This window comes from Burkholderia sp. Bp9142, from assembly GCF_003853415.1.
Lineage (GTDB): Bacteria > Pseudomonadota > Gammaproteobacteria > Burkholderiales > Burkholderiaceae > Burkholderia.
In genome coordinates this window covers 1-13244 of record NZ_QTPP01000034.1, presented here as the reverse complement: position 1 = coordinate 13244, position 13244 = coordinate 1, and the positions used below count along the sequence as shown (strand labels likewise).

The window sequence follows — 13244 nt, the reverse complement described above, 5'->3', positions numbered from 1 at the left end:
GGCGAATCCGAGTTCGAGATCGTCGGTCCGCCGCAGTTCGGCGAGCAGGCGCGCTCCCCTGCCGCTCCATCCTCCGCGGCAGCGCGAGCAGGCGCGCGGCGTCCTTCGGACAGGGAGTCAGGAACTACGGCGGCGTGCTGATCATCTTCGACGGGATGTTCGGCACATACGTCGAGGAAACGGAGCCGGTCGACTACGGCATCACGCGGCAGATCCGTTCGTACAACTTCCTGGTGCTGAATCTCCATGAATTCGTCGACATGTGGCGCGACGTGCTCGCGCCGGGGACGTTCGGGCAGCGGCTGCGGCATCTGTGGATGCCGCCCGAGCGGGCGCGGCCGGGGCATCGGCCGATTCATCCGTGGACGGTCGAGCGGAACGGGGGGAAGGACGGTGTCGCGGCCGACGCGATCGAACGCGGGGCGTGACGGACCTCACACGCCGGATCGATCGTTCAAACGTCAAGAATCGTTTGAATCACCCGTCAAACGCTTGCGATGTGGAATACGCTCATTTATCGTGCCGCCACGACTGCGCCGACACGGCGCGTCAAGCCAGATCGCAAGGAGCATTCGTCATTACCGCATTCAATCGTCGCACGCATCTTCGTGCCTTTCTCGTGGCATCGGTCGCTTGTCTCAACCTGTCGCAGCCTGCGTCGGCTGCCTACACGGAATCGTGGATGAGCGACCACGACGTCAAGGCGTACGCACAGCAGGTCAAGCATCCACCTGGGGCGGCGCACAGTGCGACGGCCGCGAACCCGGGGCAGCAACCCGTTCGTTCGCCGTCGAAGGCGCCGGCCGCGGCGCATGCCGACGCGAAACCTGTGTCGAAGGCACACGCGACGCCCGCGGAGGCCCGCAAGGTTCAACATGCGGTCGGCGCCGATCCGAAGGTGCACGCCGCAGCGAAGCCGAAGGCCGCGCGGGCGGCGCGCACGAGCGCAGCAATTCCGCATTGACGCGGTACGCCGTGGCGCGTCACGGATACCCGTAACAGCGCTTCAATCCCGCGTAATCGTAGTAGTGACTCGCCGGTGCGATCTTCGCGCCGTCGCACGCGGCCTGGAAATCCGTCTCGCGCTCGTTGTACAACATCTTCACGATGAGCCGCGAGCCGTTGCGATACACGTCCCATTGCATGTTCGCGGCCATCGGCGACACCTGATCGCCGCGCCACGGGTTGTTCGCATACGTGTAGGTCTGCGCCTGCGGCGTGGGCACGAACACGTTCTTCAGGTTCATGATCGACGCGAACGGAATCATGATTTCCGCATGCGTGAAGCGCAGCTTCGCGGCGCGCGTCAGGTCGCCGCGCGCGATCGCGTCGACCTCGTTGAAGAAATCGTCCTGCAGCACCTGCGCCATCCGGTACGTGACCGGGTTCGCTTCCTGGATGCCGGGCCCCTTCTGGTAATAGTCCTCCGCGTCCTGCAGATACGCGAGCGTCCGCGCCTGCTCGGCGCCGATGTATTTCTCCAGCGTGACGCCGCCCGTTTCGGCCGTCATCGCGGGCGCGACCTGCAGCAGGTTGTACAGCACGTTCACCGCATCGACGGCCGATGCGATCTTCGTCTTGCCATCGCCCTTCAGCGTATTGGTGAACTTGCCGTCCGGCGACGTGAACGCGTAGGTCCCCGTGTTCGCGAACGTATAGCCGTCTGAACCGAGCTTCGCGACGAAGGCCTGCGACACCAGCGCGGACAGCACCGTTTGCGCGACCTCCGCGACCTGTGGCGACGCCTTGATCGTCTTCAGCTTGTCCGCGACCGTCGCATCGCTCGAATAGGCCTGGTATGCCTGGCTCGCCTGATAGGTCGCGTAATACGGGGCGGACGTGTCGGTCACGAGATCGGTGGCCGGCTTCAGCGAGTGGAAATACAGCAGGAAGCGGTTGGTGCCGGCGGGCTGCGCGACCGGCGTGCTCGCGGGATAGCCGGACGGCGCGGCCGGCAGCGTGATCGCGGCGGCGAGCGCCGGCTGCGCGGCGACGAGCGCGGCGGAGAAGTAGGCCGAACTGTCGACCGCGCGGTCCTGCCCCGAGTTGACGACGACGATCTGCCGGCCGCCCGACGCGAACAGTGCCGGCAACCGCTGCGCGAGCCGCGCGGCGAGCTGCTGGTGTTCGTGGATGCCGGTCTGCGTGAGATTGCCATAGCCGGGCGTCGAAATCCCTTGCACGCCGTAGCCGAGCAGTGCATTGGCCTTCATCATCGCGTACGTGTCGGCCTTCAGCTGCGCGCCGAGCGCCGACAGCGCGCCGTCCGCCTCGGCCTTGACCAGCATCGCATGAATCGCACCGTCGTACTTGAAGCCCGACAGTCCGCGCGAGCCGTGCCGCGCGACGAGTCCGGTGTAGACGGGTGCGTAGCCGGCGGGCGGTGCTTCGTAGGTCGCCGCGTCCTGCTGCGGACGATACGGCGTCTTCGTCTGGTAGTAGGTCGCGGGTGTCGGCGTCGGTGTCGGTTGCGGCGCCGGCTGCGTGCCGCTGTTGTCCGCCGGCATGGCGGGTGCCGTCGACGTTTCTCCGCCGCATGCGGCGAGCAGCAGGCAGACGAGCGCGACGGCCGAGGCGGTGCGGGTAGGGCGTGTCATCGTGGCTTGAAACGGGCGGGACGAGGCGGGAAGCGCGTCGTTCCGTCTCCGGGTGGGGTCGGTCGAGCCCGGAAGTGTTGCAAGCAACTTTGACAGCAGAATGTCAGGATTCGGTCGGGCAATCGTCGGCATCGCGCCGGATTGCGACCGGCCGGCACGTGCCGGCCCGGATGCAGGTGCTCAGGTCAGTGCACGCCCGCCGATGCGATCGATCGCACCGTGTCGGTGATGCGCACGCAACGCGACAGGCCGAACGTCTCGGCTTCGCGGCGTTCCGGTTCGCTGCTCGCGACGGCCACCGCGCGCTCGGGCGGCACCCCCAGCGCCTGCAGCGCGACATCGAATGGATGCTGGTTTGATACGGAGTCCTGCTGATTGGCGTCGGTCACGACGACCGAGAAGCGGTCGAGGTTCGCACGGCCGAACTGGCCTTCGAACATGTCGCTGAGCCGGGCGGCCGGCAGCGTCGTGACGAGACCGAGTCGATATCCTTGCTCCGATGCGCTGTCGAGCCACTGGATGATCGCATCGCGCTGGTTGCGCGATTCGTGCGAATCCGGTGTCGCTTCGATCTGCGCGAATGCGGCGTCGAGACGGGTGACGATGGCTTCGATGACCACGGTGATTCCTCTCCTGAGACGTGACGATCCGTTCGCGGACGGGAATGCCACACACCTTAGCGTCGATCCGGAATAGGCGACCAATTAATATTTATATCCGACTCATACGATTCGACTAATGAATCGGGCGGCGAGCCATGACTGGCATGGGAGGCCTGCGATGCGATGTTCTCCGCAAGATTCGCCTCGCATCGACGCACTTCAACGTGATGCACCAAACGTGCGCATGCGTCGAATGCACCGGATGCGTGCATCTGAAAAAACGGCGCATCGGGCGATGTGGGCTCGATACGCCGTCTTGCGATGCCGTCGTCGATCAGTGCAGCTTGATCGACGGTTGGTTGCGGCTTTGCAGCCAGTGGCTCAGCGACTGGAACAGCGTGCGCTTCAGTCCGTACACGCTGAACAGATGCTTGCGATACAGGAACTTGTACAGCCCGATCGCGGCGAGCCCGTCGACGATCAGCGAACGCGAACGCACGCCGAGATCGGCCTGATACACGGCGCCGGCCCGGCCGAGCGACACGACGGTGCCCGCGTCGCGGAACGTGAAGCCCGCCACCGGCTTGCCGGCGAGGCGCCGCGCGAGCGCCTCGCCCAGGTACACGGCCTGCTGGTGCGCGACCTGCGCGCGCGGCGGCAGGAAGCCGCTCGCATCGGCCGACGGGCACGCGGCGCAGTCGCCGAACGCGTACACGTGCGGATCGTCGGGCGTCTGCAGCGTATCGGTCACGATCACCTGGTTCGACCGGTTGAGCGCGATGTCGCCGAGTTCCCGCAGGATCGCGGGGCCCGCGACGCCGGCCGCCCAGATCGTGATGTCGCTCGCGAGCCGCTCGCCGGTCGCGGTCGTGACCGCGTCCGCGCCGACTTCCGCGACGCGCGTCTGCGTCAGTACGTCGACGTTCAGCGTGCGCAGTTGCGCGTGCATCCTGGCCGACAGCCTTTCGTCGAGCGCCGGCAGGATGCGCGGGCCGCCTTCGATCAGCCGGATGTGCACGTCGCGTGCGGACACCAGCGCCTTGAAGCGATACGTCGTCAGCTGCTGGATCGCATGGCGCAGCGCCGCGGCCAGTTCGACGCCCGTCGCGCCGGCGCCGATCACGTTGATGCAGATCGGTGCCGCGCGCAGCGTCGGCTGCTGCTCGGCCAGGTGGTTCGCCTTCGTGCAGGCGGCAAGGAACTTGCGGCGGAAATCCTCGGCCTGGTCGAGGTTTTCGAGCGGCAACGCGTGGCGCGCGGCGCCCGGCACGTTGAAGAAGTTCGTCACGCTGCCGACGGCCAGCACGAGATCGTCGTAGCCAAGCTCGCGCTGCGGCAGGATCTCCGTGCCGTCCGCGTCCTGCACCGCGGCGATCGTCGCCGTGCGTGCCGCGCGATCGACCCGCTGCAGCGCGCCCTGCACGAAGCGGAAGCCGTGACGCTTCGCCTGTGCCGCGTATTCGATCGTGTGCGAGGCCGGATCGCGATGGCCGGATGCGGCTTCGTGCAAGAGCGGCTTCCAGAAGTGCGTCGGGTAGCGGTCGACGAGCACGACGTCGGCTTGGCCGCGGCGGCCGACCGTGTCGCCGAGGCGCGTGGCGAGCTGCAGGCCGCCGGCACCGCCGCCGACGATCACGATGCGCGGCACGCGCGGTGCGCGATCCGTTGCAAGGGTAGGCGTGATGTTGTCCATGTTGTGGCTCCCGCTGATGACGATTCGGATGACATTGCTCAAGAACCGACGATATAGTTTTGAACCTGCTCAAACAATTTAATGTTTATAAGCGACTCATATGTATTCACTTATAGGTAAGACCGCGACGTTCCGGCAGTTGAAGGCGCTGGACATGATTGCGCGGCTCGGCAGCGTGTCGCGCGCGGCCGAGGAGCTGAACCTGACGCAGCCGGCCGTGTCGCTGCAGGTTCGCCTGCTCGAGGAGGCGGTGGGCGCCGCATTGCTGCAGCGGGTGGGGCGCGGCGTGCAGCTGACCGCGGCCGGCGAGATCGTGTCGCGCTATGCGCGTGAGATCCTGCATCTGTGGAGCGAGGCCGGCGACGAAGTGGCCGCGCTGACGGGCGATCTCGGCGGCACGCTGCGGATCGGCGCGATCACGACGGCCGAGTACCTGATCCCGCCGCTGCTGGTGAAATTCACCGCGACGCGTCCGCACGTGAAGACGTATTTCAAGGTCGGCAACCGCGACGACATCATCCGCATGCTCGCGACGCATGAAATCGATCTCGCGGTCATGGGCAGCGCGCCCAAGGAACTGCGCACGCACGCGGTCGAGTTCGCGAAGCATCCGATGGTGTTCGTCGCGGCGCCCGGGCATCCGCTGATGCAGCGCAAGCGCGTCGCGCTGAAGGATCTCGAATCCGCGCACCTGCTCGTGCGCGAGCGCGGCGCGGGCACGCGTTCCACGGTCGAGAGCCTGTTCAAGACGTCCGGCCACCGCTTCCATGTGGGCTCCGAACTGTCGAGCAACGAGGCGATCAAGCAGATGGCCGAAGCGGGGCTCGGCGTCGCGTTCCTGTCGTTGCACGCGTGTGCACTCGAGCTGCGCACGGGGCTGCTCGGGCAACTGCCGTTTCCGGGCAATCCGATCGTGCGCGAGTGGTACGTGATCACGCTTGCCGACCGCCGGATCTCACAGGTGACGGGGCTGTTTCGCGACTTCCTGATCAAGCAGGGCGCGCCGGTGATCGACGGCGCGACGGTGGCGCCGCACGAGCGGCGGCGCAAGTAGGTGGACGAGGGCGGGCCGGGCGTCGTGCGTGTCGACCGTCAGACGATCCCGAAGTCGTCGTTGCTGTCGGGGATCGACGCGAGCAGCCGTTCGAGCCGGTACCAGCCGATCATGCGCAGGCACCATGCGGCGAGGGTGGTCCGGTCGGTGCGGTGAACGGGGCGGGCAGGGCGGCGGGCGGCGCGGGACGGTGAGGCGGGGGTGAGCGCCGCGCGTTGCGGGCAGTAATCGGGCATGACGGTCTCCGTAGGTGTCGGATGAGGCCATCGTAAGCAGTGCGGTGCCCGGCGGCGCACACGCACGGATGGGCCGGAGCAGAAACGGATGATCTTTTTCCGCCCGGCGCGGTAATGGCCGGGCAAGCCCGGCAAGCGGCCGGAAAAAACGTCACAATGCGCGTTCGACACCTGATCTGGTGGAGGGGAACCATGAGCGATCCGATTCTCGCCGCGCCGACCGACAACGGCGTGCCGGTCAGCCTGCGCTCCAGCCGCGGGCTCGGGTGGCGCGGCTTCGGCGCGTCGCTGCTGCAGATTCGCGCGGGCACGTACCGGATCCCTGCCGCCGATCATCACCGCATCGGCGTGCATGTCGGCTCGCCCGTGCGCGCGGATTGCGTGTGCGACGGCGAACGCGTGTCGCGCATCCAGGCGCACGGTGACGTCGACGTGATACCCGCCGGCCTGCCGGGCCAGTGGACCGACAGCGCCGACTGCCGGATCCTGCACATCGCGCTCAGCGACACGTTCGTGCGCCGCACGTTCGACCAGCTCGAGCTGAAGCCGTCGCAGGCGCAGATCCGCCGCCGCCTGCAGGTGCGCGATCCGCGGCTGCAGCACATCGCATGGGCGATGGCCGCCGAACTCGAAGCGGAAGACGCGTCGGACCCGCTCTATGCGGAGAGCCTGTGCACGGCGCTCGTCGCGCGGCTGGTCGACAGCCAGCCGGCGTTCCGCGAGCACCGGCGCACGCTTGCGCCGAAGGCGGCGGCGCGCGTGATCGACTATGTCGAGGCCAACCTCGAGCGTCGCATGACACTGGCCGAACTCGCGGCGCTCGTGTCGATCAGCGTGCCGCATTTCAAGGTGCTGTTCCGCGAGACGCTCGGGATGCCGGTGCATCAGTACGTGGTGCGGCGCCGGGTCGAGCGCGCGAAGGCGTTGTTGCTCGAGGGCCGGCTGAGTATCAGCCAGATCGCGCTCGAAGCGGGTTTCGCGCATCAGAGCCACATGGCGAACTGGATGAATCGCGTGCTGGGGGCGACGCCGACGGAGATCGCGCGGGCGGGGGCAAGGGGTGGGCTCAGGCTCGCTTATGACGGCGAGGGCGATGGGAGCGGAGCGTAACCGGGTGGATGCGGCGCGTGAGGTTGCGGTCGCAGTGTTCGATTCGTTGCGTGGCTTATCCCAGTCCGGAACGTAGTAATTCGATCACGTTGTTGGCAGCGGAACTTCGTCCATTCCACCTCGTTGCGTAGACCAATCACGAACGTGAGCAGGCCGAGGCTACGGGCGTTTTTGTTCTGCGGCCGGGGCGATGAGAGTCAAGACTGACGGGGCCGGGAAATTGGGGGCGGAAAATGAAAAAACCCGCACGGAGCGGGTTTCTTCGATACTATCGTCTGTCCACGGGGGGAGGCTTTCGCCCGCGAATCCCGTAGCTAGTGACGTCGATCGTATCTAAATCCAAGCGTGATGTCAAACAACAAGGATGTCATTGATGCCGTCACCACCGCGCTGTCGCGCCCGCGGATGGCGACGTTCGACGCAGTTGCACGCCCGGCAGATGACCAAGACATGGCATCACTGCGGCTGTACGCGTGGAACGCAGCCGTGTCAGGGGCGCTGCTGCCCGTGTTGCACGTCTGCGAGGTTGCAGTTCGCAACGCCGTTTCCGATGTGCTCGAAGCCGTGTATGGACCGCGATGGCCCTGGTCGCCTGGTTTCGAACGAAGCCTTCCACGGTCACGAGCGGGATACAGTCAGTGGAATGACCTCACGTCCGCTCGACAGGGGGTGACGACCGTAGGAAAGGTGATCCCGGAACTTAAGTTCGTGTTTTGGCAGAAGATGTTCACGTTCGTAACGATACCCGTCTTTGGGATCCCCACTTGCGCCGGGTATTTCCGAATCTCGACTCGAGCATTTCGGTGGCAGCACATCGGCAGATGATCTACGGTCAGCTTGAAGACATTCGGAAACTGCGCAACCGCATCGCCCATCACGAACCGATCTTTACTCGCAATCTGTTGCAGGACTACTCGACGATCATGTCGCTGGTTCACCATCGCTGCAACCTGACGGCGATGTGGGTCAGCCAATCGCAAATTGTGCTGGCCACGATCAAGGCGAAACCGTAGAGCGTTTTTTTACCTGCTTGAGCGTCAGTCGCTGGCTTCCCGGCCGGCACCACTCATGGCAGTCGGCGGCAATCGTTCCGATAAATAGAAGTCGAAATTATGCTGCCATCAATTGCGATGATGCGAGGCTTGTCATCGTGGGTGTGTCAGCACCTGCATCCCGTCATCCTTTCCTGTCCGCTTCATCCATCCCTGTGCGCCGTCCTGGCCGCGAGTGCCGACAATCACGATAACTTCATCCCCCAGGAGCGGATCGTGTTCGTGATCTTCGGAGCATCAGGCAACGTCGGACTGTCGACTGTAACGGCCCTGCGCCAGGCAGGCCATCCCGTGCGCGCGGTGCTGCGCGACGCACGCCGGCGCGAACGCTTCGCGCAGCTTGGCTGCGACGTCGCGATCGCCGACCTGATGGACGCCCGTGCGGTCGCCGCGGCGATCGATGGCGCGCAAGCCGTGCAGATGCTGTGTCCGGTGCCCGTCGCCGACAGCGACCCGGCCGCGACGATGGAGCGGACGATCGACATCGTGACCGGCGCACTCGCCGCGCATCCGCCGCCGGCGCTGCTCGCGCTGTCGGACTACGGGGCGGAGCGCGACGGCAACACGGGCATCACGCGGCTCTTTCATCGCCTGGAAGAAAGGTTGAACACGGTGCCGACGCGGCTCACGCTGCTGCGCTCGTCCGAGCACCTGCAGAACTGGACGCGCGTGCTGCCGGTCGCGCTCGCAACCGGCGTGCTGCCGAGCTTTCATCATCCGGTCGACAAGGTGTTTCCGACGGTCTGGGCGCCCGACGTGGGTGTCGCGGCGGCACGGCTGCTGCTCGATTCCGCCGAAACCGGCAACGGGCCGCGTATCGTCAGCATCGAAGGGCCGCGGCGTGTGAGCGTGCGGGACATCGCGGAGATGCTCGGCGCGGCGGCGGACCACGAAATCGTCGCGCGCGAACTGCCGCGCGACGCATGGACCGCGACGCTGTTGCGCGCGGGGCTCAGCGAACGTCATGCGCAGTTGATCGTCGACCTGTACGACGTGCACAACGCGGGGCAGATCGACGTCGAGGCCGGCGTGTCGGAGCGCGTGTACGGCACGACGACACCGGCGGATGCGCTTGCCGCGCTGGTGCGCGAACACGCGCGTTGAGCGACGCGGCGGCGGAAAGGGCACGCGATGCGCGTCACGCCTGCTGCCGCACCCTGCTCAACACCGCATACGCGACCGACCCGATCACGATCCCCCAGAACGCGGAGCCGAGCCCGAGCCACGTCATCCCCGATGCGGTCGCGAGGAACGTGATCACCGACGCTTCGCGATGATCCTCGTCCTCGAAGATCCCGTGCACGTTTGCACCGATCGCGCCGATCAGCGCGAGCCCCGCGAGGATCGCGACGAAGGCTTGCGGCAGCGCGAAGAACAGCGTGACGATCGTCCCCGCGAAGAGCCCGCCGATCAGGTAGATCATGCCGTTCGCGATGCCGGCGATATAGCGCCGGTCCGGATCCTCGTGCGAGTCCTTGCCGGTGCACAGCGCCGCGGTGATCGCCGCGACGACGATCGTGATCCCGCCGAAGCACGCGACGACGAGCGACATCACGCCGGTCGCCGTGATGATCGGCCGCGCGCTCGTGTGATAGCCCGACACGCGCAGGATCGTCATCCCCGGCAGGAACTGGCCGGTGAGACTGACGACGACGAGCGGCAGCGCGAGGCTGAGCGTGGTGCCGAGCGTCCATTCGGGCGTGATGAAGATCGGCCGCGCGATGCTCGGCGACACGTTGCCGAGCTGGGCCATGCCGAGCAGCGTCGCGAGCGCGGCGCCCGTCAGCAGCACGAGCACGATGCTGTAGCGCGGCAGCAGGCGCTTGAAGATCACGTACGCCGCGATCATCCCGAACCCGAGCACCGGCTGTGCGGTCGCGGCGGAGAACGCGTGCATGCCGAACGGCAGCAGGATGCCGGCCATCATCCCGCAGGCGATGCCGCGCGGAATATGCCGCACGAGCCGGTCGAAATAGCCGGTGATGCCGATCACGAGGATGATCAGCGCGGCCGTGATGTACGCGCCGACGGCCTGGTTCAGCGTCAGCTGCGGAAAGAGGCCGACGAGCAGCGCGGTGCCGGGCGCCGACCATGCGGTCACGACCGGCACCTTCAGCTTCCAGCTCGCGAACAGCCCCGAGATGCCCGCGCCGATCGAGATCGCCCAGACCCACGACGTCACCATCGCGTTGGACGCGTGCGCGGCCTGCGACGCCTGGAAGAAGATCGCGAGCGGGCCCGCGTAGGAAATCAGTACCGCGAGAAAGCCCGCGGTGATCGCGGAGACGGACCAGTCGTGGCCGATCGAGCGGAGCGCGCCGGGCGAGGTGTTCGGTTGCATCGTCGTAGGGGAGTGCGGCCCGCGGCCGGGAGGCTGGGTCGGGGCGAATGATTGTTGGAAGCCCCGGACGAGCCGTCATTCTGGGCATTGCCGACGGAATTGGCAATTCGCCGATGCTGATCGGTGTTGTCGGCTTTTCGTAAGGGAGGCGTGCCGCGGCGGCCTTGCGCGTGCGTCGCCGTATCGGGCGGCTTCACGGCGAAGCGCGGCCCAATCGAGCGCTACGTACTGATCTGGAGATACCCGTCCACCGCGGCGACCTTCGCGCCGCTGCCCATCGACAGCGACGTCGTCCCCTGGTCGAACGGATGCACGGGCGTGTCGGTCGGCGTCCACGCATGGCGCGCCAGCAGTTCGCGATACCCGCCGCGGATCACGAAGCCGCCGCATTTTTCCGCATACGCGTCGCGCCGCATCCGGTACGCGTGCGGCAGGTCGTACCACGGCAGCTTCGGCAGGTCGTGATGCACGAGGTGATAGTTGTTGTTCAGGTACAGCAGACGCATCGCGAAGCCGGCCTCGTTGATCACGATGCGCGCCTTCGGATGCCGCGCGGCGCGATGCTCGAAGAGCGAGCGGATCATCGCGATCGACAGCGCGGGCCACGTGACCACGAGCAGGTAGTACCACCACGGCACGCCGATCGCCCACTGCAGCCATGCGAGCAGCGCGGCCACGCAGGCAGCGTGCGTGATCCACATCCGCAGATAGCGGAAGTCGCCGCGCCGGAATGCGTCGAACGCGCCGGCCAACATCGCGGCGACGCTCGTCGGCGGCCCGACCACGAGACGTCCGGCGAAGGTGGTGCGCGCAACCGTCAGCGCGCGCCGCCAGCGCGGCAGGCGCGCCCACTGCTCGCGCGACACGTAGTTCGTTTCCGGGTCGACACCCGGCACGGTCAGGTCCTCGTCGCGGTGATGATCGAGGTGCGTGTCGCGATAGAGCGTGTACGGATACCAGATCGTCAACGGCGGATAGCCGAGCAGCCGGTTCACGATCGCGGAGCGCGTCGGATGGCCGTGCAGCAGTTCATGCTGTAGCGACATGTGCCACGCGCCGAGCAGGATCAGCGGCGGCGTCGCGGCCGCGAGCGGCAGGCGCTCGGCACGCACGAGCAGCAGCACGGCGAGCCAGCCGCCGTAGATCGCGACGACCAGCAGCCAGGTCGGCCACTCGGTGCGGGCAGTGAAGCGGGCGTCGAGCGTGGCGATCGCGCGAGCGTGGTCGACGTCGAAGTATTCGGCCATGGTGCAGAGGCGGGATGAAGCGCGTGATGCGGGTGATACGGGAAGCGGACGATCGCGCCGGTGCGGGGCACGATGCGAGTGGCCGACGAGCGTCGCGGCTCGCGGCCGGCTGCAACAGCGGCATGCGACGGCGTCGCGACACTGGAACGCTAACCGGGCGGCGTAGTCGGGCCAACCAAGCAATTCGCATTTGCTTATCGCTGCGCGGACGATAAGCATCGGCAGTCTCTGCAGGGACCCGAACCCCGCCGAAATGCAAGCGAACCGGCTTTCTCCGAGGCGTCGCCGATGCGTAGAATGCGCGCATGAGCCCATGGATCGCCGGACTGCCGATGTACAACGTGACGCCGCGCCACGCCGCACTGTGGCGCGCGTTGCTGCGTGATGTACTCGATGCGTTCGCGCGCACGGGCGGGCCTGCCGGCGTCGCGCTGCTCGACGAACCGTTCGGCGACCTGCACGCGCTGTGGCGGCGCAACGACCTGCTGTTGTCGCAAACGTGCGGCTATCCGTACCGGATGCTCGGATTGCGCAATGCCGTGCACCTGGTCGCGACACCGGCCTTCGATGTGCCCGGCTGCAACGGCGCGCGCTACAGCAGCGTGCTGGTCGTGTCCGCGCGCGCGCAGGCGGGCGGCGCGACGACGCTCGCTGCCTGCCGCGGCTTGCGGGCCGCCTTCAACGGCGAGGATTCGCACAGCGGGATGAACGCGTTCCGGCATGCGGTCGCGCCGCATGCGCATGACGGGCGATTCTTCGGTTCGGTCACGTCGTTCGGCTCACATCTGAACGTGCTGCGTGCGCTGGCGGCCGGCGAAGCCGATTGCGCGGCGATCGACTGCGTGACGTTCGCGTATGTGCGCGATGCGCTGCCCGGGTTGTTGAACGAGATCCGGATCGTCGGGATGACGGCGTCGGCGCCGGGGTTGCCGTTCATTGTGTCGAAGGCGTTGGAAGGAGGGCTCGTGGGAGCGTTGCGGGATGCGCTCGATCACGCGGTCGCGGTTGATCCGGAACGGGCGCGGATGCTGAGACTGAAGGGATTCGAACGGCTGGTGCCGGGCGATTACGATGCCATTGCCGAGTTCGCGCGGGAGGCCGCCGCGCGCGGCTATCCGGAACTGGCGTGATGCGCGGGTAGTGCAGCGCCGGGGGGGGGGGGGGGGGGGGGGGGGGGGGGGGGGGGGGCGGCGGGGGGGGGGGGCCGGGGGGGGGGGGGGGGGGGGGCGGGGGGGGGCGGGGGGGGCCGGGGGGGGGGGGGGGCGCCCCCCCCCGCCGCGGGCCGCCCCCCCCCCCCCGCCCCCCCCCGGGG

Annotated in this window: 13 protein-coding genes; 7 read left to right on the top strand and 6 right to left on the bottom strand. The window is 67.2% G+C overall.

All coding sequences use genetic code 11. From position 1 onward, the window contains the following. Positions 1-134 precede the first annotated feature (134 nt). Positions 135-428 carry a hypothetical protein gene (locus DIE22_RS28855; RefSeq protein ID WP_260426790.1) on the top strand — a complete coding sequence of 98 codons (294 nt, stop codon included), beginning with the start codon at positions 135-137 and terminating at the stop codon, positions 426-428. Continuing rightward, on the top strand, positions 425-964 hold the full coding sequence (locus DIE22_RS38995) for a transcriptional regulator (protein WP_260426789.1): 540 nt from the start codon (positions 425-427) through the stop codon (positions 962-964). Before DIE22_RS28855 ends, DIE22_RS38995 begins: the two co-directional genes overlap by 4 nt. 19 nt (positions 965-983) lie before the next feature. On the opposite strand, the gene DIE22_RS28845 is transcribed toward DIE22_RS38995, so the two are convergent. The 3 genes from DIE22_RS28845 to DIE22_RS28835 form a co-directional block, all read right to left on the bottom strand. Further along, positions 984-2597, bottom strand: a complete 1614-nt coding sequence (locus tag DIE22_RS28845; RefSeq protein WP_124606599.1) for a histidine-type phosphatase — start codon at positions 2595-2597, stop codon at positions 984-986. A gap of 185 nt (positions 2598-2782) precedes the next feature. Further along, the gene (locus tag DIE22_RS28840) at positions 2783-3217 is read right to left on the bottom strand and encodes a hypothetical protein (RefSeq protein ID WP_014900564.1); all 435 of its coding nucleotides are present in this window, start codon (positions 3215-3217) and stop codon (positions 2783-2785) included. A gap of 316 nt (positions 3218-3533) precedes the next feature. Further along, complete coding sequence (locus DIE22_RS28835) at positions 3534-4892, bottom strand: NAD(P)/FAD-dependent oxidoreductase (RefSeq protein ID WP_124500532.1); 1359 nt, start codon at positions 4890-4892, stop codon at positions 3534-3536. Between the two features lie 100 nt (positions 4893-4992). Here DIE22_RS28835 and DIE22_RS28830 point away from each other — a divergent pair, with 100 nt between their 5' ends. Further along, positions 4993-5946: a LysR family transcriptional regulator gene (locus tag DIE22_RS28830; RefSeq protein ID WP_124500531.1), complete on the top strand. Its 954-nt coding sequence runs from the start codon at positions 4993-4995 to the stop codon at positions 5944-5946. Between the two features lie 38 nt (positions 5947-5984). Here the strand turns inward: DIE22_RS28830 and DIE22_RS28825 are convergent, their stop codons facing one another. Continuing rightward, positions 5985-6182 (bottom strand): hypothetical protein, encoded by a 198-nt coding sequence (locus DIE22_RS28825; protein WP_124606598.1) that lies wholly within the window; start codon positions 6180-6182, stop codon positions 5985-5987. A gap of 192 nt (positions 6183-6374) precedes the next feature. Between DIE22_RS28825 and DIE22_RS28820 the strand changes: the two genes are divergently transcribed. The 3 genes from DIE22_RS28820 to DIE22_RS28810 all read left to right on the top strand — a co-directional run bounded on the left by DIE22_RS28820 (position 6375) and on the right by DIE22_RS28810 (position 9448). Continuing rightward, positions 6375-7292 (top strand): AraC family transcriptional regulator, encoded by a 918-nt coding sequence (locus tag DIE22_RS28820; protein ID WP_124500529.1) that lies wholly within the window; start codon positions 6375-6377, stop codon positions 7290-7292. A gap of 821 nt (positions 7293-8113) precedes the next feature. Beyond that, complete coding sequence (locus tag DIE22_RS38525; protein WP_221622399.1) at positions 8114-8305, top strand: hypothetical protein; 192 nt, start codon at positions 8114-8116, stop codon at positions 8303-8305. A 255-nt stretch (positions 8306-8560) separates the two neighbouring features. Continuing rightward, positions 8561-9448 (top strand): NAD(P)H-binding protein, encoded by an 888-nt coding sequence (locus tag DIE22_RS28810; protein WP_124606597.1) that lies wholly within the window; start codon positions 8561-8563, stop codon positions 9446-9448. A gap of 34 nt (positions 9449-9482) precedes the next feature. Here DIE22_RS28810 and DIE22_RS28805 read toward each other — a convergent pair whose 3' ends face one another. After that, positions 9483-10685 carry a benzoate/H(+) symporter BenE family transporter gene (locus tag DIE22_RS28805; RefSeq protein WP_124500527.1) on the bottom strand — a complete coding sequence of 401 codons (1203 nt, stop codon included), beginning with the start codon at positions 10683-10685 and terminating at the stop codon, positions 9483-9485. Between the two features lie 221 nt (positions 10686-10906). Continuing rightward, entirely contained in the window at positions 10907-11932 is a 1026-nt protein-coding gene (locus DIE22_RS28800; protein WP_124500526.1) for a fatty acid desaturase, read from the bottom strand. Between the two features lie 305 nt (positions 11933-12237). Between DIE22_RS28800 and DIE22_RS28795 the strand changes: the two genes are divergently transcribed. Beyond that, entirely contained in the window at positions 12238-13062 is an 825-nt protein-coding gene (locus tag DIE22_RS28795) for a phosphate/phosphite/phosphonate ABC transporter substrate-binding protein (RefSeq protein WP_124500525.1), read from the top strand. The last annotated feature ends 182 nt before the right edge of the window (positions 13063-13244 follow it).